The 26,024-nt window shown below is 40.4% G+C and carries 31 protein-coding genes; 2 read left to right on the forward strand and 29 right to left on the reverse strand.

Annotated elements, in window-relative coordinates; all coding sequences use genetic code 11:
• Positions 1 to 72: 72 nt before the first annotated feature.
• Entirely contained in the window at positions 73 to 369 is a 297-nt protein-coding gene (locus tag ACNARN_RS14690) for a YfcZ/YiiS family protein (RefSeq protein ID WP_006533378.1), read from the reverse strand.
• A 345-nt stretch (positions 370 to 714) separates the two neighbouring features.
• Between ACNARN_RS14690 and fadL the strand changes: the two genes are divergently transcribed.
• On the forward strand, positions 715 to 2,070 hold the full coding sequence (gene fadL, locus ACNARN_RS14695) for a long-chain fatty acid transporter FadL (RefSeq protein ID WP_198625804.1): 1,356 nt from the start codon (positions 715 to 717) through the stop codon (positions 2,068 to 2,070).
• 78 nt (positions 2,071 to 2,148) lie between these two features.
• Here the strand turns inward: fadL and mlaA are convergent, their stop codons facing one another.
• Both mlaA and ACNARN_RS14705 read right to left on the reverse strand, forming a co-directional pair.
• Positions 2,149 to 2,886, reverse strand: a complete 738-nt coding sequence (gene mlaA, locus ACNARN_RS14700; protein WP_109370934.1) for a phospholipid-binding lipoprotein MlaA — start codon at positions 2,884 to 2,886, stop codon at positions 2,149 to 2,151.
• A gap of 208 nt (positions 2,887 to 3,094) precedes the next feature.
• Positions 3,095 to 3,289, reverse strand: a complete 195-nt coding sequence (locus tag ACNARN_RS14705; protein ID WP_368927714.1) for a hypothetical protein — start codon at positions 3,287 to 3,289, stop codon at positions 3,095 to 3,097.
• A gap of 557 nt (positions 3,290 to 3,846) precedes the next feature.
• Here ACNARN_RS14705 and ACNARN_RS14710 point away from each other — a divergent pair.
• The gene (locus ACNARN_RS14710) at positions 3,847 to 4,053 is read left to right on the forward strand and encodes a DNA polymerase III subunit theta (protein WP_416304607.1); all 207 of its coding nucleotides are present in this window, start codon (positions 3,847 to 3,849) and stop codon (positions 4,051 to 4,053) included.
• On the opposite strand, the gene ACNARN_RS14715 is transcribed toward ACNARN_RS14710, so the two are convergent.
• From ACNARN_RS14715 to ACNARN_RS14840, 26 genes are all read right to left on the reverse strand, one after another.
• Entirely contained in the window at positions 4,050 to 6,524 is a 2,475-nt protein-coding gene (locus ACNARN_RS14715) for a hypothetical protein (protein WP_416304608.1), read from the reverse strand. The genes ACNARN_RS14710 and ACNARN_RS14715 overlap by 4 nt on opposite strands.
• Before the next feature lie 57 nt (positions 6,525 to 6,581).
• Positions 6,582 to 9,050 (reverse strand): host specificity factor TipJ family phage tail protein, encoded by a 2,469-nt coding sequence (locus ACNARN_RS14720; protein ID WP_416304609.1) that lies wholly within the window; start codon positions 9,048 to 9,050, stop codon positions 6,582 to 6,584.
• On the reverse strand, positions 9,037 to 9,429 hold the full coding sequence (locus ACNARN_RS14725) for an NlpC/P60 family protein (RefSeq protein WP_161706633.1): 393 nt from the start codon (positions 9,427 to 9,429) through the stop codon (positions 9,037 to 9,039). Before ACNARN_RS14725 ends, ACNARN_RS14720 begins: the two co-directional genes overlap by 14 nt.
• Positions 9,426 to 9,896: a DUF1833 family protein gene (locus ACNARN_RS14730; protein ID WP_004247776.1), complete on the reverse strand. Its 471-nt coding sequence runs from the start codon at positions 9,894 to 9,896 to the stop codon at positions 9,426 to 9,428. The genes ACNARN_RS14725 and ACNARN_RS14730 overlap by 4 nt, the downstream gene beginning before the upstream one ends.
• The gene (locus ACNARN_RS14735) at positions 9,896 to 10,372 is read right to left on the reverse strand and encodes a hypothetical protein (protein ID WP_416304610.1); all 477 of its coding nucleotides are present in this window, start codon (positions 10,370 to 10,372) and stop codon (positions 9,896 to 9,898) included. Before ACNARN_RS14735 ends, ACNARN_RS14730 begins: the two co-directional genes overlap by 1 nt.
• 3 nt (positions 10,373 to 10,375) lie before the next feature.
• Positions 10,376 to 13,777 carry a tape measure protein gene (locus tag ACNARN_RS14740; protein ID WP_416304611.1) on the reverse strand — a complete coding sequence of 1,134 codons (3,402 nt, stop codon included), beginning with the start codon at positions 13,775 to 13,777 and terminating at the stop codon, positions 10,376 to 10,378.
• Positions 13,778 to 13,845: 68 nt separating this feature from the next.
• The gene (locus ACNARN_RS14745; protein ID WP_416304612.1) at positions 13,846 to 14,154 is read right to left on the reverse strand and encodes a hypothetical protein; all 309 of its coding nucleotides are present in this window, start codon (positions 14,152 to 14,154) and stop codon (positions 13,846 to 13,848) included.
• 33 nt (positions 14,155 to 14,187) lie between these two features.
• A complete protein-coding gene (locus tag ACNARN_RS14750; RefSeq protein ID WP_311752413.1) occupies positions 14,188 to 14,493 on the reverse strand; it encodes a hypothetical protein in 306 nt (101 codons plus the stop codon).
• Positions 14,494 to 14,562: 69 nt separating this feature from the next.
• Positions 14,563 to 15,255: a DUF6246 family protein gene (locus ACNARN_RS14755; protein WP_416304613.1), complete on the reverse strand. Its 693-nt coding sequence runs from the start codon at positions 15,253 to 15,255 to the stop codon at positions 14,563 to 14,565.
• Positions 15,256 to 15,304: 49 nt separating this feature from the next.
• Complete coding sequence (locus ACNARN_RS14760; RefSeq protein ID WP_416304614.1) at positions 15,305 to 16,060, reverse strand: Ig-like domain-containing protein; 756 nt, start codon at positions 16,058 to 16,060, stop codon at positions 15,305 to 15,307.
• A gap of 64 nt (positions 16,061 to 16,124) precedes the next feature.
• A complete protein-coding gene (locus ACNARN_RS14765) occupies positions 16,125 to 16,493 on the reverse strand; it encodes a hypothetical protein (RefSeq protein ID WP_416304615.1) in 369 nt (122 codons plus the stop codon).
• A complete protein-coding gene (locus tag ACNARN_RS14770; RefSeq protein WP_094960236.1) occupies positions 16,490 to 16,861 on the reverse strand; it encodes a hypothetical protein in 372 nt (123 codons plus the stop codon). Before ACNARN_RS14770 ends, ACNARN_RS14765 begins: the two co-directional genes overlap by 4 nt.
• 1 nt (position 16,862) lies before the next feature.
• Complete coding sequence (locus tag ACNARN_RS14775; protein ID WP_416304616.1) at positions 16,863 to 17,201, reverse strand: hypothetical protein; 339 nt, start codon at positions 17,199 to 17,201, stop codon at positions 16,863 to 16,865.
• Positions 17,201 to 17,599, reverse strand: coding sequence for a hypothetical protein (locus ACNARN_RS14780; RefSeq protein ID WP_416304617.1), 399 nt, complete (start codon positions 17,597 to 17,599; stop codon positions 17,201 to 17,203). Before ACNARN_RS14780 ends, ACNARN_RS14775 begins: the two co-directional genes overlap by 1 nt.
• Before the next feature lie 56 nt (positions 17,600 to 17,655).
• Entirely contained in the window at positions 17,656 to 17,829 is a 174-nt protein-coding gene (locus ACNARN_RS14785; RefSeq protein ID WP_004247764.1) for a hypothetical protein, read from the reverse strand.
• Positions 17,830 to 17,838: 9 nt separating this feature from the next.
• Complete coding sequence (locus ACNARN_RS14790; RefSeq protein ID WP_185901955.1) at positions 17,839 to 18,933, reverse strand: major capsid protein; 1,095 nt, start codon at positions 18,931 to 18,933, stop codon at positions 17,839 to 17,841.
• 16 nt (positions 18,934 to 18,949) lie between these two features.
• Positions 18,950 to 19,387: a hypothetical protein gene (locus tag ACNARN_RS14795; RefSeq protein ID WP_416304618.1), complete on the reverse strand. Its 438-nt coding sequence runs from the start codon at positions 19,385 to 19,387 to the stop codon at positions 18,950 to 18,952.
• Positions 19,387 to 20,661 (reverse strand): hypothetical protein, encoded by a 1,275-nt coding sequence (locus ACNARN_RS14800; RefSeq protein WP_416304619.1) that lies wholly within the window; start codon positions 20,659 to 20,661, stop codon positions 19,387 to 19,389. The genes ACNARN_RS14795 and ACNARN_RS14800 overlap by 1 nt, the downstream gene beginning before the upstream one ends.
• A 3-nt stretch (positions 20,662 to 20,664) precedes the next feature.
• Positions 20,665 to 21,594: a phage minor head protein gene (locus ACNARN_RS14805; protein WP_416304620.1), complete on the reverse strand. Its 930-nt coding sequence runs from the start codon at positions 21,592 to 21,594 to the stop codon at positions 20,665 to 20,667.
• The gene (locus tag ACNARN_RS14810) at positions 21,545 to 22,900 is read right to left on the reverse strand and encodes an anti-CBASS protein Acb1 family protein (RefSeq protein WP_416304621.1); all 1,356 of its coding nucleotides are present in this window, start codon (positions 22,898 to 22,900) and stop codon (positions 21,545 to 21,547) included. The genes ACNARN_RS14805 and ACNARN_RS14810 overlap by 50 nt, the downstream gene beginning before the upstream one ends.
• Positions 22,900 to 24,144 carry a PBSX family phage terminase large subunit gene (locus tag ACNARN_RS14815; protein ID WP_416304622.1) on the reverse strand — a complete coding sequence of 415 codons (1,245 nt, stop codon included), beginning with the start codon at positions 24,142 to 24,144 and terminating at the stop codon, positions 22,900 to 22,902. Before ACNARN_RS14815 ends, ACNARN_RS14810 begins: the two co-directional genes overlap by 1 nt.
• Positions 24,125 to 24,565: a ubiquitin carboxyl-hydrolase gene (locus tag ACNARN_RS14820; protein WP_416304623.1), complete on the reverse strand. Its 441-nt coding sequence runs from the start codon at positions 24,563 to 24,565 to the stop codon at positions 24,125 to 24,127. Before ACNARN_RS14820 ends, ACNARN_RS14815 begins: the two co-directional genes overlap by 20 nt.
• 147 nt (positions 24,566 to 24,712) lie before the next feature.
• Positions 24,713 to 24,895, reverse strand: a complete 183-nt coding sequence (locus ACNARN_RS14825) for a hypothetical protein (RefSeq protein WP_004247755.1) — start codon at positions 24,893 to 24,895, stop codon at positions 24,713 to 24,715.
• A complete protein-coding gene (locus ACNARN_RS14830) occupies positions 24,888 to 25,049 on the reverse strand; it encodes a hypothetical protein (protein ID WP_416304624.1) in 162 nt (53 codons plus the stop codon). The genes ACNARN_RS14825 and ACNARN_RS14830 overlap by 8 nt, the downstream gene beginning before the upstream one ends.
• A 42-nt stretch (positions 25,050 to 25,091) precedes the next feature.
• Positions 25,092 to 25,355: a hypothetical protein gene (locus ACNARN_RS14835; protein WP_416304625.1), complete on the reverse strand. Its 264-nt coding sequence runs from the start codon at positions 25,353 to 25,355 to the stop codon at positions 25,092 to 25,094.
• Positions 25,356 to 25,543: 188 nt separating this feature from the next.
• Positions 25,544 to 26,024 (reverse strand): KilA-N domain-containing protein (locus ACNARN_RS14840; protein ID WP_416304626.1); only part of this gene is annotated, 481 nt, incomplete at its 5' end.

Below are 26,024 nucleotides of genomic sequence, written 5' to 3' on the forward strand. Positions count from 1 at the left end.
TAATGGTGTGATCGAGAGAGATAAAAAAGGCTGTTGAATTTCAACAGCCTTAAATCTATTAATTTCAGAGGATTAACGTAATCCCAGCTGGAAAATTAGGTTTTCTGCTTCACAAGAGAATGTAAAATCAGCGGTTAGTTGAACACCACCATCAACATCAGCAAATTGTTGATTAATTTTGCAAGGCTCTGAAGCGATAGATTGTGCTTTTGCACTAAGTTGATCTAACATTGCTTGCGCCTGTACTTTATCAGCGAAGACATGCTGATATGACGCTGTGCAATTCTTATTGTCAATAATAGTACCCACATCTACACAACAGCAAGCAGCGGTTTCTTCTGCACTACAACGATTAATTGCGTCTGCCATTTTAGTCTCCCAACGAAAGAAATGTTAATTATCTATCATAATCATAAAAAAATAAAATAAACTGCTTTAGCTCAAATTTTATTACAATTTTACAAAAATAATTGATTTTTCTGTTTATTTAACAATCAAAAACATCTTTATTGGGATATTTTGTGAAAAATATGTTAACCAAATCCCAATTATTGAATCAAAATGGAAATATTTGTAAAACATACTTGCAACATTTAGGGTGATCAACTTTATACTTAATCAACTGGTCTGATTTGTCATAACGACAACCGCACCTAAAATCCAGCGCTTCTAATCAGAAGTTACTAACTTAAAAAAATTATGAGGGTTTAGGTCATGAACCGTAAAAACCTGTTTACTCGCACAGCACTAGCTGCCATTGTAGGAGCAATCTCCTCTCAAGCAGGCGCTGCCGGTTTTCAGTTAAATGAATATTCAACTTCAGCACTAGGGCGTGCATTTTCAGGGGAAGGCGTTATTGCCGATGACGCAAGCGTAGGTAGCCGAAACCCAGCTGCACTGACTATGTTTGATCGCCCCGAATTTTCTGTCGGTGCTATTCTCATTAACCCAGGCGTTGATGTTAAAGGTAAATCACCTCTTACAGGTACTGATACCACTGCAAAAGATATCGCACCAAGTGCATTAGTACCTAATATCCACTTTGTAGCACCCATCAATGATAAATGGGCCATTGGCGCATCAGGTACAACAAACTTTGGTTTAGCGACAGATTTCCCTAACGATTATCCTGCAGGACTTATCGGCGGTAAAACTGATCTGAAAACCATGAACTTAAACTTAAGTGCAGGTTACCGTGTAAATAACCAATTTAGCGTAGGTTTAGGGTTAAATGCTCTTTACGCTGATGCGGAAATTACTCGTCATGTTGGTGAAGCGGGTAAAGTGTTAGGTGGCGCATTATCTCAAAAGCCTGGCATGGAACAATTAGGTGGTTATTTATCAAGCTTATCTCCTAGCGATCGCTTTGCTCAGTTAAAAGGTGATGCATGGGGCTTTGGCTGGAACGCAGGTCTATTATACGAATTTGATGAAGGTAACCGTATTAGCTTCACTTATCGCTCTAAAGTAAAAGTGAAATTTAAAGACGGTGAATATCAAAGTGATTTGCGCCCTATTCCACAACTCGAAGGAATGGGAATTGTCGGCACTAACGGCGAAACCATTAAAGGTAAGCTGGATCTTAACCTACCTGAAATTTGGGAATTTGCAGCTTACCACCGTGTCGCACCAAAATGGGCTGTTCACTATAACTTCGCTTACACCAGTTGGAGTGCGTTTGAAGAGTTAAGAGCAACACGTAAGAGCGATGGTCAACAACTGTTTAAGAAAGAAGAAGGCTTCCGTGATGCATGGCGTGTGGCTTTAGGTACAACCTATTATCACGATGATAACTGGACATTCCGTACCGGTATTGCCTTTGATGATAGCCCAGTTCCCGCTGATAAACGTTCTATTTCCATTCCAGACCAAGATCGCTTCTGGTTAAGTGCTGGTACAACTTACGCATTTAATAAAGATATGTCTGTTGATGTGGGCTTAGCGTATATGCACGGTAAAAAAGTCACAATCAAAGAGAAATTATCTGAAGATTTACCATTGCCTGCTTATGAATTTGAATCATCAGGTAAAGCATGGTTATACGGTATGAACTTTAACTACCGTTTTTAATTTCCACTGTATTTTTATACAAAAAATGGTCTTTTTTAAGACCATTTTTTTATTTATACATAAAACTAACAGCAAAGGTTAGTCAATGGAATCTAAGTCATCTTCGATGGCTTTCGCATTAGGGTTTTCTTTTACTGTACCCGCTTGGAAGTCATTACTTTGGAAATAGGCTTCACGCATCATTAGATAAGGATCAGACGAGTTTTGTAAAATTGCATCAGAGTCGAGCAATTGTGCTCGTGTTTCAATGCCTTCTAATGCCCATTTACCCGCCGACATCCAAAATGTTAAATAGCTCAGCATAGGATACGTTAAATCAGCCCAATCACCACCTTCTTCACGGACAGTAAAGCTACCATAGCCCGGAACAACAACATAAGGGCCATAATCCATACCATAATGCCCTAATGTGCTACCAAATCGCATTGGGACTTCTTTTTCCATCGTCTCTTTAGACATGCCAGCAACATCTATTAAACCGCCCATACCAAAAACGGTATTAATCCAGAAACGACCAAAATGTTTTGCACCTTTTTCAAAGTCACCACGCAATACGCTGTTTACCATACTTGCAGGCTCTTCTAAATTACCTAAAAAGTTAGATAAGCCATTTCTTGCTGGTGGTGGCACATAATCACGCCAAACAACGGCAACTGGACGTAAGATATAGGGGTCTAAAACATAGTAGTTAAAATCAAACATCTGGCGGTTAAACCCTTCTAATGGGTCAGAGCGCCCCTCCCCATTATTAGGGGTACTTGCACATCCTGAAAGTAAGGCGACTGAAAGAGCAACACCGCACAGGCGATACTTCATAATGTTCTCCGCTAATTATCTTATGATGAGCAGCATCATAGTTCGCATATTCATAAACTCTACACATAATACTGTCAATGCATGATAAGTGGTACTTTTATTAGGTTTTGATCTTATAAGATAATTCGGGTTTTGTGATTACCTTATCGAGCTGATTTAAAATATTAGCCCAATATTATTAGGCTAATATACAAATACATGGTGTGATTTAATTATATTCTTTTATCGCTAATAGCTCTTCTGGAGCTAGGTATGAAAAATGCTTTTTTAGTGAGGGCTTACCAGAAATATGAAAATCATCTTTAACCACTAACGTGCCATTTTTAGTATAAAAATTCACTAAATACTCAAGATTTTCGTCAGTAATAGCTTGGTCTGCATTGGTTATTAATTGCGTTAGCAATTGGGTATATTGTTCCAATTCTTCAGTAGTGAAAATTTTCCTCTCCTTATCTTTAAGCCAGATAAGGAATTTAAATAAAAAAAACGCTCATCAGGAGAGTTCTTAAATACAATCAATTACCACCACTAAGTAATTAGCCTAGAGTTACACCCCGCTAGTAGAAAAAATAAGTAATAAATAAAAATTTCAGATATCGGATATCATTAATTGATTTTATGTCCATATAAAAACCTAAATTTATTATTGGTGATTGAACGAAGAAGTAAAACAAGGGTGATAATAGCGTGAACTGATAAACACTGCTCTAGGAATAATATTTAAATTTACAGGATGGGTAATAGATGGCGTTCCCTACAGACTTCACAAGCAATGATTATTTCGTTGATTTATAGTAATAAATTACGAAAATTTAAATATTTTACCCATTATTTTACCCAATTAGGGAAAATGAAATTGATTTGGAGATCGAACCCGTGAGAAAGGTGATACTTTTATACCACCTCTGATTTTTTAATTCCATACCCTGCTATACTCTCCAAAAACTAACCGGATCCGTTATGAACCTCGCAAACCTAACTCAAGAAGAAAAAGACAAGATTAATGTCGATTTATCCGCAAGTGGTGTCGCATATAAAGAACGCCTCAATATGCCAGTTGTTGCGTCAGAAGTTGAACGACAACAACCAGAACATTTGAGAGCATACTTTAATGAACGATTAGCGTTTTATCGCGAGAGAAGTAAGAGTTTGCCAGATGGGGGTTAAATATCACTAACAGAAATAACTTTTGTCGCAGTGTTTTTTGATAACCCACTTCCAGTGTGTTTGCAATTTATCGCCTTATAATTTGAAAATCCCATAATTACAGGATCAATAGAAATGCAACTATAGGTTGTCATATATGCACTATATGTTCCATTCACGCTATCATCAAAAAATGAATTTTTATCCCCAATAGAAATACCATTGTATACAGTGCAATCTGTACATATCCCATCATCCTCCCATCTTGGTGATCTAATGGTGGTTATTCCTCCTTGCTTGATTATGTTAGATCTCGTATTTACTGAGTTTTTTATAGTTAGTGGGTTATGATATATAACCTGAGCTCCGTAAGATGGGCACAATCCAGCCCCGCCGTTAAACTCAGAAACAACACCATAACCAACCTCAACACAGTTTTGGTGTGAGCTTATCCCATCGTCATTATTGTCATGTGCATAGCAGTCATAATGAGTCCAGTCAGATTTAGTTGATGCATTAAAACCATCACCATTTACAACATTAGATGAACCAGCTCCACAGGATTCGCATAATCTAAATTCATCATCCCAACTTATGTCAAAACCATTAATTGGGGCGCCAATTGATGTGCAAGAATTATAAGATACCTTCCGTATCCCTCTACCATCACAACTACCATAACGGATATGTATATTTCTTAGGCTTAATTTTCCACTAGCATTCCAAATATCATTTTTATTTGAAATTAACCCATCATTATTGTCATGAGATACATATATTGATGAGCTATCTATGGACACGCTTGTAGGTATAGAGAAGTACATTTCTCCATTTTCTTTATCGTAGAAGCAAAGAGGAATGCTTGCACCTTCAATTTCATTGATAGCTGAGTTTATACTTTCGGTTGATTTTACTGAGTATATTTTTGTGCACCACAATCTATACTCTCTTCCATTACTGAGTGGATGCCTATGCTCTGGAAGTATTCTTGACTCAGTATCATTTATACCATCAAGCCAAATGAAGTTTGGCTGCCCATTTAATGCAATCCTAGATTTAAATGTTTTGTTTTTCCCATCTACCTTGCTAATCCCTTCTAGCTTAGCTCCATAGTAAAATACTGTTCTTTGGTGATTTTCTGAATCACTCCCTATTATTTCAATATCTTTAATTAGCTTTGAATTTATACTTTCATTGTATCTATTTCCACCAGATACATATATTTTACCAACGCCTGATATCTTTGATATTGCAGAGTTTATTGTTTTAAGTGGTTTTAATTTACTTCCATCACCAGTCGAATCATCTCCTGATAAAGACACAAAAACCTCATGACTTGAACTAGAACCGGGTAAGCCAATAGCCTTTAGGAATGAAGGTCTGTATTTGTCTACAACGCCGTTACAAATAATTAAATTATCTATTGATATTCTATTCGAGCTACTAGAAACTGAAAAATAAACCCTAAACCTAGAGCAATCATGTGATATATCTATTTCAGTGAATAGCTCTTTTTTATAAAATGGCGTCGATGGGCTTGGGTGCTTAATTTCTATTCTTTTGTCTGTAATTTCGCTATCATCACTTCGGTATTGTTGAATAATTATAGAGTCATTACCTGTTTTCATGCCACCTTTTGAGTCAGTAAATCTTAGTCCAAAGGTTGCCTTTTCTCCTTTAACTAATCCGAAATTATTGAAATCATTTTCACGAATATAAAAAGTAAAGTACCCTGTATTATCTTTGGTTGATGAGATAGTAATAAACGGAGAACCATTATTATTGTCTTTTACAATACCGACATTATTAAATGTATAGTTACCGCCATACATATCTGACTGTTCTTTCATTGATGATAAAATAGAAAAATCATCGTCAAACCATTTGTTTGGATACGAGAAAGTATTATTTATTGAATTGATGTCATTTGATATATTTTCTACCGACGCTTGACTTGGATAGTCGGTTATAAATAAAGGGCTTCCGCTATTGTTTTTATATAACTGTATCGAGATCCCTGTGTTAGGTGGCATCCAAACTCTAAAATAGTCACCGTTTGACGTACCATTAATCCCTTCACTTACGCTATCAAAAATTTTTGATTCTAAACCAGCCTCAAGAGATGCGGCTTCAGACCTTAAAGCTGCTGACTCACTTCTATCAGCTTGGTTTTTGGAAGATTCAGCATGTGATTTTGCTTTATCTGCATTGTCTTTCGCTGAAGAGATATATGCTTCAGTATTATCAACTATCTGTTCTGCTGTAACTCTTGCTTTTGTCGCCTGTTCAGCTGCTTCCTTAGCCGCTTCAATTGCAGGACCGGCACTAACAGCTGAACTCTCGACACCAAAAAGAGTCAACCTAAAATTACCAAGCCTATCAGTAAAGAAATTATTTTTAGAGTTTACGAACTCATCCATCTTCCCTGAATTAAATTTAAGATCACTCGGCGCCTCGCTTGGAACTGGGTTTTGTGTTGGAATTGTAGACATAATTTTTCCCAATAAAAAAGCCAGCACTTAGGCTGGCTATGATTGAAATGAATTTAATTAAACGTTGTAATCTTTCTTTGCAGAAAAATACTCACTTGCTGTAATGCTGAAAGTTCCGTCTGCATTAGGCTTTTTGTCGCTTACAGTCCATCTCATTGAGTCCATTTCAACGATATTGGATATAACGTAACGTGACGGCGACTGAACATTCATACCGTCATAGATGTTTAGCTGGATGTTAGGTATATCAGCGATAAACCCGTAAGCCGTATCGCTTCTCGGTATAGCTTTAAATCTTTCTGTCGTATTACCTAGGTGATCGGTGATACAAACAAACATCTCACCATCAAAGACAACTTTTTCATTTGTTGAAAACTGGTTGCCTATCCTCTCAACTATATAACCTGCCTGTTGATTCTTATCGTATGTGTCAGCAACAATAATTAAGTCACCTGGATAAACATAATCACCATCTGCAAGAGTTTGCACACTGATACTCATCCGTTGATGTATTAGCCTATCTATTTCCAATAATGCTCTATCTGTCGCTTGATACTCATTGCGACATCCGTGGATAGTTATTTTGTTAGGATTTTTAGCTGGCTTGTTAACTATTTTGTTATCTTCAATACGATATTTAAGGTAGGTTTTTTTGTTGGTTTTAGGGTTTACGTATTCGATTTCAACACCATCATTACCGCTCGGCATTGTCATATCATAAGACAGCGAGAATCCATTTCCTGTCGTGTTTGCTCTATTAAAAGTACCGGATGGATATTGCTTTTCCTCCTCGCGAGTAAATGTAAGCACACCGTTATCCCAAAATGAAATAACACGAGCAACATTGCATATTGTTTCTATACGCTGACCCAGCGATACATCTTCATCATCAAACGTGTAATCAAAATATCCTAAACGCTTATCTGGAAGTGATTCATAGATTGAATACAAACCATATAAATCTATGGTGTTTTCTGGTTGTCCGGCAGTGACCAACCAAGTGTGAGCGACAGCATCAGCAAATGATCGTGATGGTCGTAATGTATAATCAACACTACGGCTACTCATGTCGTAACTAATAACATGACGCGTGGCTAATGCGTTATATTTACGCTCCCTTGCTCCTGTTGGCGCTTCTGTTGCCCTCACTGTTACTTTAACAAGTGTATCTTCTTCATGTACTTCGTTAATTCTCTCTCTAACAATAAAGACTTCCTCTAGCTTAAGAATGCTGTGATCATTACTGTTTTCTAATCGAGTTAGTTGAAGTGCATACCTTCCATATCCAGCCAACGGCTTGAACTTTTCCGTTAGATAGTATGTTTTTGTTTTTGGTGCAGATGGGAACCCTCTATTGAATGACTCTCTTGTTCCAGCTACTTCATTGTTATTCTCATCAACCTTCCAAAATTCAATTCTTGCATTAGCATAATCGCCATCACCAAGCTGAGCATTTAAATGCACCCATAACTCACCACCATCAAGTGGTGAAAAGAAAGGGCCTACTGTCAGGAATTGGTTGTCATAAAGAGCAAACTTTGATGTGTTAACAATTGCATTAGGCGGTAGAGTGGCTAGGTCGCCACCAGTTAAATTGGTGAAAAAGAATTCGTAGTAGTATTTTGGTGAGATAATAGCACCATCATCACTTTCTTTCGCATCAGATAGATACGCATCAACCTTAATATCCTTTGTAACCGAACCCTGCGGGGTATCATAAGTTACATTAACAATAAGACTTACTGATCTAGGCTTTACGATGTCCATAAAGTATCGAAACTCATCTTGCTTCTCTATCTTTATGGCCGCCTCACCACCTTTAATCTCACCAGAAATAACATTGTTAGCAGTAGCCTCATATTGTGGGATTTCGTCACTTTCATTCGGCCCCGGTATTTCTTGTCCGTCAACATCAGGGAATTCGAAACCCTCGAATATCTGTGGAATTACTTCACCCGGCTGGAATATCTGATAACTAGCACCATCAAGAGCGATTAATTCAGACTCTGAATATTTCACATTCTCAATCGTGTAGTAACCGATACCGAAGTTCATCCATTCAGTAACCATCTTTTTATTGTCGATATATTCAAACATTGATTGCTGAATGAGATCGGGAAAGGCTCTAACTTGTCCGTGAATTTCAGGTCTAGCCTGATATGTTCTCGCTATATTGGTTTGGCCTGTTAATCGGTTATTAGGGCTTTCCTTTGCATTTACATCCGCTGCGCTAAATGATGGTGCCTTAGGCGCTAAGAATGAAAATATCTTGGAAACAAACTTAAATACTGGATTAAGAATGTCGCCAATAATTCCCTTCGGTTGGTCGAATATTTGAATGTGATGAAATTCACTAACAATAAAATCAAGGCGACCATCATCGTTGAGTTTTACGCCATTAACATGGATATCAACGTCATGATGAAAGTTTTGCTCTTTTAACCAATCAAAAAAAAGAGAGCCGGCTTTTATCTCGACTCTCTCTTTTGGCATTCCAGCGACACGCTGAATTTCAATTATTGGCATATTTCATAAACTCCAACTTAGTGAACTTTCTCTCAAGAACAATCAACCTATCCATTCTCACAGAGCCGTTTTCACCTCGACTATGTAATGCGTTACCATCGATAATTAAACCAATGTGAGCGGGTTTTGAGCCTATATAGCCTATAAAGATTCCAGCATTTTCTGGTTGATTTACTTTCTCCCAAAACTCAACTTCATTTTTATAGCAAGTCACAAAATCAGTTTCCGACTCATAGCCTGCATCATGGTGGATCTCAATACCTATAACGTGACGATAATAGAGAACGACGAGACCCCAGCAATCCATAGCATCAAATGTACAAGACCTGTTTTTCCATGGTTTACCGATAACTTTATCGATAAAATCCTTAGTTGTCATACAGCCTCCAAGCCAGGCCATTCTTGTGGCTCATAAATGCGTCCAATGTTTTTATTCAGTGGGTTGCTCATAGATAGCGTGACAGTGACACTTTCATGATCCATCGACACATCTTTCACAAATAACTTCCATCGAGTAATTGCTGTGCCTTTGTCTTTTTCATCAAATAAGCGATAAGTAGCCTCTATGGGTGTCATTCTATTGAATGATTTCCATAGTTTAAGTTTCTGTTTAAAGTCTTGTGCGACACGGCTGAATTTAACACTAGCATCAATGATTGGCGTTCGGCTTTGCTGGCTGTCTGATAGTTCAAAATTACACGGTTGATATTCAACCCCACCTAGAACCTTTGGGAATACTTGATAAGAAACAAGATAGATATCGCCAAATGACGGATGACTAAATTGCAGTGTCTCATAAAGTATTCTGTTTGGCCTTTGCGCACGATACTCTCTTAGTGTAGGCATTACATATCCTTATACTTTGGTAGAGTCTCAGTAACGATAATATCAAGCCAGCTTCCAAGTGATGGCGGAAACTCAACAATAATATCGTCGAATTCATCATCTGAATTATAAAGTTTCTTGCTAATAACCTGACCAGTCCATGTTACAGAAGATCCATTAATACTGGTTTGCACTGGATAGGAAACAAAATGCAATTCCTGCTCCTGCAACCCACTACCACCAAGATTAATTTTCATCCTGAACCAGCGGTTGCAATTATCAAGATAGTTGGGGCTTCGCAACCATTGCGCAAACGCACGCTCCTGTTGAAGTGTAAATATCCAATTCACACTCCATACAGCTTTTAAGTCATCAGTTAGCTTCTGGAATATAGGTGCGCCTACCTGTGGCTGATCTGTCAAGAAACCAGTATCTAGCGTCATGCTTTTATCGGCTTTCTGAGCTAGAGGAAGCCAATCAGGGTAATTAATAACCATATATCAACCTCTTGCTCTCGCTGTTGCCGATGTGTTTCTTGTGATGGATTGAAGCATAGGGCCTTTATTATCCATATCCATAATGAATGCCTGAATGGTTAGTGTATTTCCATCTTGCGAGGCCTGAGCATCAAACTTGTGGCCACCAGATGAATAGTCATTAAAGACAACATTCACATTCATACCGCCACCCTGCATATCTTTATTGGAAATAACCTTTCCATTGTCACCAGGTATCATGTATTGTCGGCCGTTGTTAGCCTTAAATATCTCAGGTTTACCGCCCTCACCAACTCGATACATTGAACCAGCGTCAACAGGTCCACCATTTTTACGAGCGCCTGCAATTGCACCAACACCAAGCACAGCGATTGCGGCTAAACCTATTTTCGCTGCTGTCCCCATTGACGCGATTGATGCCATAATTGCCGCAGGTGTCCAAGCGGCCGTTGTTGTGGCAGCCGCTGCCGTGCTCACTGCCGTTTGCGTTCCGATAGCCGCCGTTTGCACCGCCGTTGTTGCTGCAATGGCGCCTTGCTGTGCTGCTGCACCAAACCAAGCGGCTTTAGCTTGTTCAATTCCAGCCTGAACAAAGGTGTTAATTAGGCTATTCAAAACTGTATTACCAATTGATCTTAATGCGTCAGAAGCCTCCATTGAGCCGGTTATTATTCCCGTAAGTGCATTTGATGCGCTACCAGAGAATGCATCTAGTGCAGCTGCGGCAGCTTCGTTTCCTAATGATTGATTTCTCCAAAGCTCATACATAGCATCAGTTCTAGCTTGCTCATATTGAGTGTTGGCGGCATTCATTAACTCCAAACTTTGCTTCTCAGTTAAAACCTTTTGGTTTTCATACTCCTTTATAAGCGCAAGTTTCTGAGCGTGCTCGTTAGCCAATGCTTGAATAGGATCTACTTTCCCTTTGATATCATCTTGGGGAGATACAGCGTTATTAGCCTTTATTTCGGCTATCTTTTGCTGATATTCCGCTTCAATTTCAGCCTTGCGCCTTGCCGCTTGTTCAGTGAGAGATACATCATCTTTTGTTATCCTCTCTAAGTCTGCCAACTGTTTATCGTGAGACTCTTTAGCCTTGGCAACTAAATCAAGCTCAAGCGCGGCTTTCTTATCTGCTAGATTACGCTCAATGTTGTATTTTTCTTCTGCTAGCTGCTCCGCTTTTTCAATCTGCTTAGGAGATGCCGTATCACCCAACGCCTTAACAGCATCATACTTAGCCATTTCAAGAGAACCGTCTTTGTAACCCTTGTTTAAAAGCTCAATCTCTTCTCTTTGGCGTTTTAGTGCTTCATATGCTGCATCTGTGGCTTTGGTTGATCCCTTTGTTTTGCTGTTGCGCTCTGATTCAGCATCTCTTGCTTCTTGCGCAGCTATTGCCAATTGATTTAACGAAAGAACCTCTTGTTCTGATAGGTCATTATCCTCAGCATAAAACTTAACTTGAAGTAACCTTTTATCAACCTCGCTTTTTGCGTTTGCTAGTTTGGTTTCACGCTCTATTGATTTTCTTAAATCAAGCCCCTTATCTGACCACTGAACAGAAATCTTTTCAGCGTTAAAATCCTTGATAGCTTGAGTGGATATGCCTAATTTTTTAGCGAAGAAGTCTTGTGCATCAGATAGCATTTGTACTTTCTGGACGCCATTGCCAAGTTCGTCGTGAAGCTTTCTCGCTTCCTCCATTTGATCAGCAACTACTTTGTTAATTTGGCGATCTATTTGCAGTAACGCATTCTCAGAATAAGAAAGCTCAGTAGTTTTACTATCAAGATTTGCCTTAGCAATTGCCAGATCGTTAGTTAGCTCTTTTTCTTTTTCTCTTGCAGAATCAGGTCTCCAAACTCCAGACTCATTAAGTTTTTTCTGTATGCTTAACTGCTTGGTTAATGATTCCACTTCTTCTTTTAAATCAGAGATATCTTCTTTTTTCTGCGCTATGTTTTGAGAAGTCTTAACCCTAGCCGCATCAAGTTGTACCTTGTTTAGCTCCTTCAGCCTTTCAATTAAGTCTGGTAATTCGTTACTGTAATCTCTAGCCGCTTGCTTGGCGCTTTTCATTGCATCTATTACATAGTAAACAGCAGCGCCAATAAGCATCAAAGCACCCATAGGCCCACCAAGAGGAGCGGACGCTGCGTTAAGCGCCTTCATTGCATTTGACATTGTCAAGGCTGTTGCTGCGACTCTAGCTTGTGATGCGCTTAATGCCTGATTTGCTTGTGTTGATGCGATAGCCGCATTTGTATAGGCAGTTCTTAATCTAGTAACGTTAGCTAATGCTGTCGCCTCAGCATTGGTTCCAATAGTTAACTGATGTTGATCTCTTGCTCTCTTTAGTGCTAAAGCTGCCGCCTCTTTATCCGCTAAGGCTTTTCTTGCAAGAACTGCCGCCGCATCTCTTTCGGCTATAGTTGCCTGTCTAGTTGCCATGACAGCCGTTATTGTATCTCTGGCTTTTTTTATTTGCGCCACACTAGCCATGGCTAAAGCGCCAACATATCTTGAGCCTATTACCGCAGCAACCGCTGTTAAAATAGTACCCATTTCTGATAAGTTTTGGCTAACGGTAATTACAGCATCACTAAATACGTTAATAGATGCCTTTATTGTCGTATTCTCGCCAAGGAATTTAGTTAGATTGTTCCCTGCCTCTTGAAATGCCTGCGACATTGTTCTGGTAGTTTTAGCGAATTCCTTGCCGATTACATCACCTTGAGAAAGCAACCCCTTCACAACAACATCAGTGGTTAGTTTGCCTTCTGCTGCCATCTTACGAAGTTGACCAATACCGACACCCATCGAGTCAGCAAGCGCAACCATCAAGCGGCTACCTTGCTCTGCTACTGAGTTGAATTCCTCGCCGCGCAGAACTCCAGATGCGATACCTTGCGATAACTGAATAATGGCGTTTTCAGCCTCTGTCGCTGTGGCACCAGAGACAATAAACCCCTGATTAATAATTGTTGTTAATTTTGCTAAATCTGCTGCTGAGGTGTTGTATTCTCTCGTTCCTCTTTCTAGTCGAGCGTAGAGTGTTGCTGTGGCATCAAGACTGGAGCGTGTTGCTTGAGTGATATCAAATACTCGTTGAGTAACATCAATAAGTGACTCGCTCGCACGAACAGAGTTGGACAGTTTATTATTTAACACAGCCCATGCTTCGGCGTAACTCGCAACCATTGAAACCGATAAATAACCAGTAAGAGCTGCTGCAACTTTGGATAGAGACTGCATTGAACGTTCTGTGTTATTTACCGACTGAGACGTTCGGTTAAAACTACTATCCATACGATTAAGGCGTTGCTCTAACTGCTGTTGCGATGTAAGTAATTGCCGAACATCCATTTGAACCTGGTAAACAATTTCGCCTACATTTGCCATTTATCGGATCCTTAATATGAAAAACCCCGCCGATTGGCAGGGTTATTTTGATTAGTTACTGTATAAAGTTAATACTTAACGCTTCGCACTTCTCGTAACATATCGTTAGCTTCACTACATCTATCTTTTTGTTCTTCTGGTATTTTTTCCCCAGACTCGCGCATCAAATCACAAACCATGCTAATTCTACCTTGCTCAAATGCATGGCCCATTGATGCGATAACGAAACCCTCGCACGACTCTTTATCTTTGTGGTTAATGCAAGCTGCCTTTGCAACATCTGGTATCTTTATATTTTCTTTAGCAATAGAACCAGCGCTAAATAAAATAGATAAGGTAGTCAATACCCAGAGTGGTGTAACTAATATCTTTCTCACAATGCCATCCTCTATGGTTAGTTTATTTTTAAACTACCTTCTTTTTAAGATTTCTTTTATTTTCTCGTGATTTGTTTCTTGAGTAGAGTCTGTATCTAAGGTGTTTCTTTTTTCTGTTGATGAGACCGATTTACCTTCAATCGCATCAACAATTGATCCACAACCAAAGAAAACAGATCCTATTAATGATGAGAAGCATCCACCAAACACAAGTAGTGTTATATTTGGCATCTGTTCGGCTATCTTATAACTAGATGTGTTAACAAAAGACATTATCCCTAAAAATATAGACACGATACCAATTGCCAATAATATCCCACCAATATGTTTTAAATTCACAACACCATCCTCGTTAGTTAATTTGTTATTATGTTATATAGATGGTGATGCAAAAGAAAGCAAACTAACTCATTTACGTTTCCTACTCACTAATCTGCGCTTACCACTGATCAACTCATCATTACGCTTATCATCTTGCTTTATGATGTTGTCATACTCTTCCTTGGTGAAGCCTTTCTCATCAGGGTATTTAGCTTTGAGCATCATCTGAAATTCAGTCATAGTTAACTGTTCGGCTTCTTCTCGATTCATGCCAAAGTGAGCGCGAGCTGAACTAATATAGTCAATTGCCATAAACTCATCTGAGAATTCGTTTTTACCTTCATTGCGTTGAAGTTTGCGGATCTTAGCTTTACCGATAATTCCATGAGCGAATAATTCTCTGGCAATGACGATAATATCAGCAATTGGCATCTTTCCGTTTTTATAGACGACACCTCGCTTACCTGATTTCCATTCGCCAATAATTTCAGAACAGTCATCATCACAGCACGCTTGCATCACTATCATTGCAGTTTGCAGGATATTGCGTCCGTATGTCGGCTTACTAACGGCTTTTATTAACCACTCAGGAATAACCCTGTAATTCATTGCGGCACGAGTAATTAAATCTTGTACCTCTGTGCCATTTAATTGACCGTATGCACTCACAATCTGTTTAGGCTCACCAATTCTTGTCATATTGATGAACGATGGTCTAAATAAGTAATCCTTTTTATCAGTAGAGATAACCATCTCACCGATTTCTAAAATAGGCGTCATAATCCCTCCTGAATATTATCAAGGGCACTCGAAAGCACCCTTTGTAATATTAAGCAGTGGTAACAGTAACCACGCATTTTGCTGTTTTACTGCCATCTTCAGATGTGACAGTGATATTTGCAGTACCTTCAGCAACACCACGCACAGTTACCACGTTCACAAGCTGGGTAACTGTTGCAAAATTCGGCTTATCGCTTACGGCAGTGTAGTTTTTGTTAGTCGCATCTGTTGGGGTAAATTTGACAGTAAATGTCTTAGTTTCACCCACTTTTACAGACAGAGTGGCTGGATCTACTGCGACACTTTCAACAACAACTTCTTCTTGCAACCACTCAACGGTGTCTGAGTCATAGACTTTCAATTCACCTGAATAAGTGGAAATTTCTTTTGTTGGAAACTCCATTGACCAAGACGTGAAAGCCATATAGCCCTGAACAACATCAGAGCCATCGCCTTTCATATCAAGTTGAACCCAATATGTTGGTTGACGACTTGCTTTGATTTCATCAAGGATTTCTTTGGCAATATCAAACGCGGAAGTAGAGCCGGTTACACCAGCTTTCTTTAATTCACCATCAAAACTAATCGTAAAGTCAGCGCCAGTAACAATTGACTCAGTTAAGCCTTTAGTGTCATCAGCATTAGATGTCACTGTCTCCATACCGAAATCAAATGACTTGCTTGTTAGTGCACCTAATCGCAAGAATTGATCTTGTGCTGGTACTTGGTCAGGACAGCCTTTTGCAATGCGCAGAATACCTGCGTTACCCATCACTAGGCCTTTATCATCAGGGCATTGTGCCATGTTATAACCTCTTTATTTGCAAATAAAAAAGGCCGCATAAGCGACCTGTTGAGATGTGTTTAATTTAAGATGTACAGCGGAAAGAAAGCTTAAGGATAAACCGACCTTCTTCTGTCGGTATGGGCCTTGGTAGTCCACCTAAGTTGTAGATTGAATTGAGTTCACAGTCATCGGGAAATTCAGCAACAAAGTTTAGAATTTCATTAGCTCTTATCAGTGCAGGTTCAGGATCATGCTGTGCAGACACAAGAAAAAGCGTCACGAAATCATCAGCGCCCAAATCAGCAAATCGACCACTACCATCATCAGGTTGAATAACAGCATATTGTTGAGTTTTTTGGTCTGGTTGCTCATTCCACGTTAGATATTGAACAATGAAACCGTCAAGTAAATTACCTCTGTTTAAGTAGCGCTCAAACTTCTCATGTATCATATTTGAAGCTCCCGTCTTACTGCTATATCTATCTCAGCTCTTGCCTCCTCAAATGACAATTTGAGAAACTCTTTTTTTGCCGTTGATCGCCTGAATTTTTGTTTAACTCTAGGATCATGAACGTAAACTGCATAGTTAGCGGAGTAACCAACCCTACCAGTAACTAATGTACCGTTAACCTTAACCTCTCTAAATTGTGAGTTTATCAGCGTTGATGTTTTACCAATCGGTGTATACAGGGCTGTTAGCGCGCTACCAGTATCTAATGCTGATTTAATTGCCCTAACAACCTTTCTGCCCTGAATGTTACCTACAAGCGCTCTAAGGTTTGCGTTAGCCTGAGAAATACCCCTTACTTTTGCCCCCATATCACACCGCCGTTATCAGAGTGTAATCATCTGCGATATGCTCGAATAAGTCTTCATCACGTTTGATGAATTTGATTTCGTCAGCACCAGCAGATAACGGTTCACCAGTGTGCTTACCGATAGCGATAAAGTCACCTTTTTTAGCATCCGCATATTCAGTCCAGAACACCAGTTTGATGGTGATTTCAGAGCCAATGTCCAACTTTCCAGATTTAAGCTCACTACCATAACCACAAAGAAAATGAACCGGCTCAGAGAATACTGGCTTACCATTTTTGTCTTTCTTTGCTTTCCATAAAGTAGCCCACGAGGTGTAAGCCCAATTTGCAACTGAACTCATTACGCCCCCTTACACATGCAGCCACCTTTCGCTATCCACAAACCAGCATGAGCAGTTTGAGTTGGATCGGTTGGTATTAAATCATTAGCACAACCGTACTTATCCAAACCACGCAGTAGTGACGCAGCCGCCTTCCATCTATCACCAAACGATTGATATCGAAATGAGCGTGATGCGCCGTTAGGTGCTGTTTGTGAGCTTATATACTTATCACCTTGACCAAGCGCCATAAGTGAAAGCAGATACATCTGGATTAATAGTGCTGTTGCTGATGGATAGAGTTTATCAAGACATTCCTGAATACTGCCTACCTGCTCAATAAGTGCGTCGAGAATAAAATCAGGCAATTCTATTCCCTGCCCTGTCAGGTACTCTTTGGCTTGCTCTTTTGTGATCATGATTACCTCACAAAGCAAAGCCCCCTTTCGAGGGCATAAAAAAACCGCTTTCGCGGCTATTCGTCTTTGTCTTTTTTAGACTTGGCTTTTGGTGTGGCTGGAACCAATTCAGCGGCATCATTAGATAATGCTCTAACATTAGCCTTAAAGGCTGGATGAAGATTTTCTAACTCAACCACCTGACCTTTTTCGACACCATGCCAAGGGATGATAACCTCGTACTTTGTCATTACAGATCCTTAGCTCAGTTTAGCACCGTAAACCACACCAGACTTTCCGTCACCGTCACGAGTAATTTGCAGACCTGCTGCGCTCATGATTTGGAAGTTATAGTTTTCCTGTGGCATAAAGCGAGGCTTAGGAACAACACCTGTTGCCATACCAACTAACGGAGTCACTACATCTTTACGGCGTTGATAAGCGATAAACTCAGAGCCCTTAAGTGCATAAGTAGGACGAATTTCTTTCACACCAGCATATGGCAGCAATGTATCGATAATGCGACCATTTACCACGCTGTTACCTGCACCAGCACCAACAGAAACAACCACAGGCTTAATTAAGTTACCCCATGCTTCGTAACTCACCCACATAACATCGTAAGCATCCACTTTGTTGTTGAATGCAGTCTGACCGAACGCACCACCAAAACCAAAGAACGCTAACAATGCAGGTAAGTCAGCAGTGGTTAAATCGATATTAGCACCAGAAGCACCTAAGTCGATTTTCGCCGTGTTGCGGTGATTTTTCAGGCCTTGGCCTTTATAACCTTCAACGCTAATTGATGCATCACCATTTAAGAAGTAGTTAACTACTTTCTTATTGAATTGACGCATTTTTGCAGTTTGAGAATCAAGAACAAGGTCAATACCAACTGTGCTTAAACCCGCAGCATGTCGCCAGTTAACACCAAAGCCAGCGGTAAATACTGGGATTGGGTCACCGTCAGAACCATAATCAGTGTGATCATGAGAGTATGGCGCTTGACCATCAATGCTGATTGATACGTCATCAGCAATATCGCCAACCACGTTATAAAGCTTCGCTGTCTTGCCAATTGGCAACACTGTTTGCAGGCCCATTAAATCATTGACGATTTCCATGCCTGTTTCTTGATCGCGCAACTGAATAATATTGTTATCAACTTCTTTCCAAAAGTCCTTAGAGAAACCGCCGGATTGGTTTGCCGCCAAAGTCTCACCATCCATAACGCTTTGATATTGGTTAATCATCAGGTTATGTTGCGTGTTATAAATATTACGTGTAGCCCATAAGCTATCCCACTGGCGTTGCAGTCGGCTATTTGTTGCTAAAGTTTCAGCAGTATAAAACATAGTTTTTTCCTTTTAATTACGCAGCAGCCACAGTGCCAACACGAAAGCGAACACGAATGAAATCATCAGCTTTTAGCGTAACTTCATCTTGAGAGTAGCCAATTACTGATTCCGTATCAGCGGATGCAAGAGCGCCTTTACCACTCGCGCCAAGCTTGATCGGTGAGTCTTTTTTATAAGTGCCAGCAGGAACTAATACAGCCAACTCTCGACCTTCCTCTACATACTCACCAACTAGAGAATCACCAACAGGAACGCCATTACGAATAGATAGCCCTTGGTGATATGCTGGATTAGCTACATAAATGCGTCCGGATAATGCAGTAGCTTGAGCAAACTCATTGTCTGCGTTAATAACAACAAAAGTGCCCGGCAACGTAACTGCTTTTGCTGCTCGAGTTTCTGTGATTGATTTACCGTCAAGGTTTACACGGCGATAGCGACTAGTAGCCATTATTTAGCACCTCCAAAGTATGCTGCTGGATCTGGTGCGCCAGTTTGCTCTTGCTGTGCGCCTGAGTTGCCGGCCAAACTTGCTGCGTCACCAATTTGTTTATGCATGTCGATCAGTGCTTGACCTTGCAGTGAGTTAGCCACCACTTCACCGTATTTTTCGGCAATTACTTTGCGCATTTCTGCTTCTTCTGCGCGTTGATTTGCGGTTAAAGTTTCTTTTAACTGATCTTGATTGGCTTGTAACGTATCAATTTTTGACGTGATACCTTCCAATGCTTTTGTTACATTCGCAGCAATTTGATTGCCGATTTCTGAATAAAGCTCTGTTTTTTCTTCTTGAGTTAAAGGCATGTCGCCCTCCGTGCTGTTATTGATTGCAGGGCTTGCCTGCGGTTTACTGAAAGCTGATTTAAGTTTGTTTGTTACAACCTTCACCCACGACTCTTGACGCTCAACTTCTTCGCCTTGCGCATCAAAGGTGATGTTGCCATTTTCATTTGTGTAGGAATGTAGTTTTGCATTGCCTCCATCGATAACGATTACTGCATGAGTGTCTGTAAAGTCCGATACCCACACGTAACCATCACCAGCAACGAACTGTTTCTTTGCGGCCATTTCAAGGCGATGTGATTTTTCACGATAAGTTTCACCAACTAGAGCGCCACTGTTAGTTTTAACCTCTGTGGCTTGGTCAGCATTAACCATCATTCCGACACCTTGAGCTGGTGTTGCTGCGCCTGACTCATAAAGCAGAATTGCGTCATGATCCATGCTGTGTATCTTTGCAATCCAGTTATAACCCTGCGCTTTCTGTTCTTCGTTTGCTTCGATCTGCTCAAGAAAAACAGCAACGCTCGTATGAATTGGCTCTGAACTTTCACCACTTTCAATCGCTTCGACGCGCTGAAGAACTTCTTTACCGCCTTCTGACTCTTTAGCCTTATCTACATCTATCCACTTTTCTAAATAGATGCGATTACCGACCTTGGAAACATTTCTGTTTGCTGCGCCGATATACCCAACATTAAGACCCTCGAAAGAAAGCGCTGATACAAACTGGCCATCAAGCGTAGGGTGACCTAATGGCGCAGGAGTGCCTTCTAACTCTCGGTAATGAGCGTCAATCTCACTGCCTGGATATAATCCACCATTCATAATGACGTTTGCTGGAAGCGTATAACTTGGGATAATAATGTGTTCACGACCGTTGTATGTTTCACGCCGAATAGAGGCGCTATTAACTTTTGTCGTGACATTTACTTGAATTGGCATCAGTTATTCCTCCGCCCATTGATAACCACGTTCTTTCATGGCTTCTTTTTCCTCTAACAGTTTATTGATGAGAGTCTTGTTGTAAGGCCTGCCGTCTTTATCAACAAGAACGGTTACAGTTGAGCACTTGCAGTTAATTGAATTAGCATCACGAGCCCACCAATCACGTTGCTCATCAGTGGTGTATATGTTCCCATGCCTAATTGCATGGTGATGTCTTGTTGTTGGGCTTAGTGCTGAGATATGAATTTCACGAGTTTCAAGGTTAAGCATTTCCTTGGCTTCGTCAGCTTCATCTAATCGTGCCCTACGCAACGCACTTGTTATCTCTGTTCTTGCTATACGATTAGCTCGACGCGTTTCAATGCCTGCTTGATTGGTTAGGTTTCTCGCTACTTCACGAGGATTTAAACCCCTCGCGATACCATCTGTAAGGATGCGAGCCATGTCAGCCTTAACCTGACCAGACATCCCTTTCATCTCTTCGAACACACGAGCGCGAACTAGAGCCATTCTTAGTTGATATGGTTCACTCATCAGTATCGTTGCAATGCTTTGCTGAGTAGCTGCGTAAACGGTCGATTGCTGTGATAGGTTTGCGTACTGCTGTGCTGTTCCTCTTTCGTATGCTGTGCTGACGTACTCAAGGAAGAGAAAGTTACCGAATTCGCCACCATTCAAAAGCACCTCATCAACCATTAACTCACCATCTCTCAACAATATTGATAGATAGTTAGGGTCTAAATCGAATTGGTATTTTCTATTGACGACTGGCTCAGAGGGGATCCTGTTAAGAAGTTGAATATAGCCTTTTGATATTCTCCGAATACGTTTCGCAAACTCTCTCATTGCGCCACGTTCTAGTTTATCGACTGATGTTGGGTCAGCTTTCGTTCCTGGTCTTATCGCCGTCCTTATCTTCTGTATCTTCATCAACTTCACCTAATGGCTCTTCACTATCATTTTCATAGCCAGCCGCCGTCCTAATTTCTTCGACACTAAATACTGGCTCACTAGTAGCGAGAGCGGTTTGATTAATTCGGCTCATCTTCTCAGCGCTATCCAGCTTATCTATTGATGATTGCTCATTTAAATCATCCCAAACAACCGTTTTCTCACCGATAGGCTCTAGCACCTTGATGTTAATTAGGTGATCGATGAAGTCCTCTATCTCAAATGAGAGTTCGCTTTCTCTGCGTGATTGGCATCGTGCATTAAAATACTTCTGGTCTTCCGTGCTAGCTCTTTCACCCGTTTGCATGCCAACAAGTATTTTTGATGGAATATCCATTGCGGCTGATGCGGTTTGCAAGTTAACCATATAGGTTGGTGTTGGATCAGATACGGCAGTAACTAAAGGGTTGACACTAGCCCCCTGAGTTATCATTACAGCGTCATTACCAATGTTAATCTCTCTGGCCACATCGTTATATATCTCTTGTAGCTCTGACATCTCAACGTCGTAAGCTCTTGCTAACTCATCAAGCTTGGCTTCTTTATCAAAGTTGACTGAGAGCTGTCTTGCTGCGTTTTTAAGGAATGATTCACCAGAACCACCCTCAACCTTTTCAAGACTTACAAAGGCGTTATAGGCAGGTTCAAGAAAGCCGATGGCGTCAACTGAATAATCACCGAGAATAAAAACCCTATCCGGATGGATATTGATATTTCTTGTTCCGCCATTTGGCAACGTCTCCGTGTACTGCCACATACTAGGCTGACCGTAGTTAGGAGAATTAATATCAGTCACCCAATCAGTAGGCTTAATTGCATTCGCCCAAGCTGGAGTGGCTTTCTTTAGTAACTTTGATTTCGTGACAGGCTCATGCCACTTTCCACTATCATTGATATGAAGAATTAAACCTGCATAACGACCGACAAGACGCTTCTGATCTGCTTCTTTGAACGCTTTCCAAATACGTTTATTCACGTACTTTTTAAATGAAGCTTCCCAAGTGGTTTCTTTCTTGTATTTATCTGCTTTATCACCTTCAATCACTTGAGGTGATGTTTTCCAGCAATTACCTACGAGTTTTGTTACCCCACCAAAGGCAATACCACCACGGCGAAATAGTTTATATAAATCCTCAAAGGTTAAATCTTGTTTGAATCCGTATTCACACCAAGCAGATGATCGCTTCGCATCAAGCCCCATAGTTGGATTAACCAAAGCCATACGGGCACGAGCTATCGCATCACTCACCATGTGATTAACGGCTAGTTTTATGTTTTCTTGCATTATCGCCTCAGTAATCGTTTTGGAACCAATAGGCCTGCGTTTGATTTTTGTGTGATATACCCATCAAGCCCATATCTAACCGCATCCCAGCAGTGGTTATTCTTATCCTCAATAACGGGAAGAACCTCACCTGTGATCCGGTCTGTTTTGTACGAGTAAAGACGGGCTTCTTTTGCTGTTTCTTTACAGCGAGGATGAATGATTATTTGCTTGAATCCGCGTAGATGTGTAATGCCATCTTCTACGCTACCCTGCCATTTTTTAGCGGCAGAGATATTGAACCCTTGGCGTTTTAAATAGCTGATTGTTTCTGGTCGTGCAGAGTCTGCTTTAATTGGCCACTTACGAGATTCAGGTATCTTGTCGTAAAACGCTGGCATGTGGTCAAGCTCGACACCTACCGCATAAGCCTCATATTCGATATACAAGCAGTCATTTAGAATAAACTGCCGTAGTAGTGTATTGGGGTCTTTAGCAAAACCGAAGTCAGCACCGAATAGTAGCCTGTCTGCTTTTTGCCATAAATCATCAGGGAACGATTTAACAACGTATTTATTCGCTAATACCTGCTTATCGGAGTTTTCAAGATAAGCGCCTTCCCAAATCCATGCGTAAGTAGCAGAGTCCAATCTTTCCTGATCGCTTAATCGCTCTTCTTCAAGCACTGATGGAAACCACGGATTATCATCGTAATTCATCTCGACAACGATGGCATTATCAGGTGGATTCTTTCTAAAGCGTTTATCTGTCGCGCTACCGTCTCTTTCTGGGTTCCATGTCACCCATATTTCAGATCCAGCCTCACGAACAGTGGGTGTTAATTTAGTCCATGCTATTTCTGATACTGATTCAGCTTCATCAACCCAAGCAATTAATATTCTCGCCTTAGATTTAATGCTATCTAAGTTGTGTCGTAACCCTGCAAACACATAATTGACAGAGCGACACTTTGTGCGGATATACTTCTCGCCAAGTTCATAGAAGTCATTCAACCAAGGCACAGACCTAATCGCCTGTTTTACCTCTTCCATTGATGATTCTTCTAGCGAGTTCATGTACTCACGAGCACAAAGTATTACGCCAGATTGACCATTCATCGCAGCCATGTAGCCACGAATTGCCGTCATTAATGCAAATGTTCTTGTCTTTGCAGATCCTCGCCCACCGTGTGAGCATCGATAGCGATAATTACCTTCAAAAGCTGGAATTAATTTAGGCGGTATTTCAATCCTTGCTACCGTCATTGCTACCTCCGGCAACCAGAACTATTTTTGTCGGTGACATTGATCCGTCAGATGATTTCAAATCAATATCCTGAGTTACCTTGTCTCCATACTTTTTAGGACTCATTCTTGCTAAGGCCCACTTTCTGGTATCTATCCTTAACCTTGCCTTAGCAACTGCCGCTGGTTCTTCTTTTACATCATCAGCAATATCAAACAACTCTTCAAAAACGGCATCAGCTCTTGATTCCATCGCTTTCGCGTACTGTTCACGAAAGTCAGGGTGCTCTCGTAACCAACGCATAACTTTAGTTGTGTTTGGCATTCCTGGTCGCTTGCATACAGTACGCAAACTTTCACCATCGGCAATTAGAGCGCATACATCGTCCGCCACCTCTGGTAAGTAATCAGAAGGGCGACCCATTTTCTTTTCAGTCGCCATTAATCAGCCTCTTTTAGAATAATTAACTGGTTTCGTTTATATATCTCCGGCAATCAATGACACCGTCGAGGATATAAACCTATATAAAATTCTATCAATGCCACTCAAAGAATGACATTTGTAGAATTTTCTAAAATGAATAATCATTTACTGTTCAACCACTGGCACATATTTAATATCACTAATCTCATCAGGTGATATGTATACCCATGAGCCATCAAGTGATGCGATACCAATTAACCCGTTAGTCACACGAGGCTCTTTAGTAGTCATCATGCCTTCGTATGTGGTACCGTCTTTCTTAGTTGCTATTACGTGATATTTATTCACTACTCAACTCCACTTCTTTCCCTTGAGGTGCAGCCTCAACCTTAAAGCACAAATCCGTAAGCCATCGCCAATTAGTTAACGTAGCGATGATTAACATCGGCTTCATGTAACGGCGTAATGTAACTTTGCAATAAAATGTTCTTGTTTTGCTCATAATCGCCACCTTATCTAATAAGCGAAAAGTGAATACAGGTGTTTATTTCATTAAGAAATTTGCTCTTATTTCTTCAATTTCATCTTTTTTGAAGTTACATATTGCAAGCTTCCCATCTCGATTGGTAACTTCCACTGTTAATGTCATTCTTACCACATCGCTATGATCACTATCGACATTACAACAGACCAATCCTCGGATAGGCTTTCCATCTGATGTGAAAGCGGTAATACGACCATTATCAGATACTGGGATCAATCCAATAGCGATATCGGTATCGTTTTTTAAGTTATCATTATTTTTCATATCCCACCCAATAAAAAAGGCCACTAGGGTCTATTTGGTTTTCTGCTTGTTGACTAACTTGCCTAACTCTCGCTCTACGATTTCAGCAACTATCCTGCCATCATCAACCCTGCCACAATGTAAGTATTCAAGTGATTACTGCAATTGACGATGGAGAGTATCTAACCAGTCTTTTTCTTGTTTGGTCATTATTCAATACCAGGAAGATAGATTTGAGCTTCTTTTACAACTCGCTCCCTTGCAGATAGTAGTAACTGTTTTCTACCACCAACGCCCCAATTAGCCATCGCTCTAGCGCAGCTACTGACATTTTTAGTTTCGGTATTGATTACATGATCTAACTTATTCAACTTAGCCATGATATCTAACCCTTTTCTCGTAGCATCCTTAAAGGTGTTGTAGACAAGGATTTCAAACTCTGGCTTTAACCAAGCAGCGTATCTAATAACAACTAATTCTAATGCCCAAACACCATGATTAAGCCCACCGTTAATGACTTTGACCGCAGTGCATTTTTGCATTGCGCTTAATTTTTCTACAAATGCCTTAACCTGCTTGCTTCTCAAAAATTGGCTTGGCTTTTGATTCTCTCTGGCTTCGCCATTTGCCACGGCTGAGGCATGTAAATCATTTAGGTTATATCTTCCTTTATCATCAACACGAACAGAT

The sequence above is a fragment of the Proteus sp. TSJ240517 genome, from assembly GCF_047921575.1.
Lineage (GTDB): Bacteria > Pseudomonadota > Gammaproteobacteria > Enterobacterales > Enterobacteriaceae > Proteus.

Excerpts from the sequence above, each read along its gene's own strand:
- ACNARN_RS14690 (WP_006533378.1), bottom strand. The coding sequence starts at position 369 with ATGGCAGACGCAATTAATCGTTGTAGTGCAGAAGAAACCGCTGCTTGC.
- fadL (WP_198625804.1), top strand. The coding sequence starts at position 715 with ATGAACCGTAAAAACCTGTTTACTCGCACAGCACTAGCTGCCATTGTA.
- mlaA (WP_109370934.1), bottom strand. The coding sequence starts at position 2,886 with ATGAAGTATCGCCTGTGCGGTGTTGCTCTTTCAGTCGCCTTACTTTCA.
- ACNARN_RS14710 (WP_416304607.1), top strand. The coding sequence starts at position 3,847 with ATGAACCTCGCAAACCTAACTCAAGAAGAAAAAGACAAGATTAATGTC.
- ACNARN_RS14715 (WP_416304608.1), bottom strand. The coding sequence starts at position 6,524 with ATGTCTACAATTCCAACACAAAACCCAGTTCCAAGCGAGGCGCCGAGT.
- ACNARN_RS14720 (WP_416304609.1), bottom strand. The coding sequence starts at position 9,050 with ATGCCAATAATTGAAATTCAGCGTGTCGCTGGAATGCCAAAAGAGAGA.
- ACNARN_RS14725 (WP_161706633.1), bottom strand. The coding sequence starts at position 9,429 with ATGACAACTAAGGATTTTATCGATAAAGTTATCGGTAAACCATGGAAA.
- ACNARN_RS14730 (WP_004247776.1), bottom strand. The coding sequence starts at position 9,896 with ATGCCTACACTAAGAGAGTATCGTGCGCAAAGGCCAAACAGAATACTT.
- ACNARN_RS14735 (WP_416304610.1), bottom strand. The coding sequence starts at position 10,372 with ATGGTTATTAATTACCCTGATTGGCTTCCTCTAGCTCAGAAAGCCGAT.
- ACNARN_RS14740 (WP_416304611.1), bottom strand. The coding sequence starts at position 13,777 with ATGGCAAATGTAGGCGAAATTGTTTACCAGGTTCAAATGGATGTTCGG.
- ACNARN_RS14755 (WP_416304613.1), bottom strand. The coding sequence starts at position 15,255 with ATGACGCCTATTTTAGAAATCGGTGAGATGGTTATCTCTACTGATAAA.
- ACNARN_RS14760 (WP_416304614.1), bottom strand. The coding sequence starts at position 16,060 with ATGGCACAATGCCCTGATGATAAAGGCCTAGTGATGGGTAACGCAGGT.
- ACNARN_RS14765 (WP_416304615.1), bottom strand. The coding sequence starts at position 16,493 with ATGATACATGAGAAGTTTGAGCGCTACTTAAACAGAGGTAATTTACTT.
- ACNARN_RS14770 (WP_094960236.1), bottom strand. The coding sequence starts at position 16,861 with ATGGGGGCAAAAGTAAGGGGTATTTCTCAGGCTAACGCAAACCTTAGA.
- ACNARN_RS14775 (WP_416304616.1), bottom strand. The coding sequence starts at position 17,201 with ATGAGTTCAGTTGCAAATTGGGCTTACACCTCGTGGGCTACTTTATGG.
- ACNARN_RS14780 (WP_416304617.1), bottom strand. The coding sequence starts at position 17,599 with ATGATCACAAAAGAGCAAGCCAAAGAGTACCTGACAGGGCAGGGAATA.
- ACNARN_RS14785 (WP_004247764.1), bottom strand. The coding sequence starts at position 17,829 with ATGACAAAGTACGAGGTTATCATCCCTTGGCATGGTGTCGAAAAAGGT.
- ACNARN_RS14790 (WP_185901955.1), bottom strand. The coding sequence starts at position 18,933 with ATGTTTTATACTGCTGAAACTTTAGCAACAAATAGCCGACTGCAACGC.
- ACNARN_RS14795 (WP_416304618.1), bottom strand. The coding sequence starts at position 19,387 with ATGGCTACTAGTCGCTATCGCCGTGTAAACCTTGACGGTAAATCAATC.
- ACNARN_RS14800 (WP_416304619.1), bottom strand. The coding sequence starts at position 20,661 with ATGCCAATTCAAGTAAATGTCACGACAAAAGTTAATAGCGCCTCTATT.
- ACNARN_RS14805 (WP_416304620.1), bottom strand. The coding sequence starts at position 21,594 with ATGAAGATACAGAAGATAAGGACGGCGATAAGACCAGGAACGAAAGCT.
- ACNARN_RS14810 (WP_416304621.1), bottom strand. The coding sequence starts at position 22,900 with ATGCAAGAAAACATAAAACTAGCCGTTAATCACATGGTGAGTGATGCG.
- ACNARN_RS14815 (WP_416304622.1), bottom strand. The coding sequence starts at position 24,144 with ATGACGGTAGCAAGGATTGAAATACCGCCTAAATTAATTCCAGCTTTT.
- ACNARN_RS14820 (WP_416304623.1), bottom strand. The coding sequence starts at position 24,565 with ATGGCGACTGAAAAGAAAATGGGTCGCCCTTCTGATTACTTACCAGAG.
- ACNARN_RS14830 (WP_416304624.1), bottom strand. The coding sequence starts at position 25,049 with ATGAGCAAAACAAGAACATTTTATTGCAAAGTTACATTACGCCGTTAC.
- ACNARN_RS14835 (WP_416304625.1), bottom strand. The coding sequence starts at position 25,355 with ATGAAAAATAATGATAACTTAAAAAACGATACCGATATCGCTATTGGA.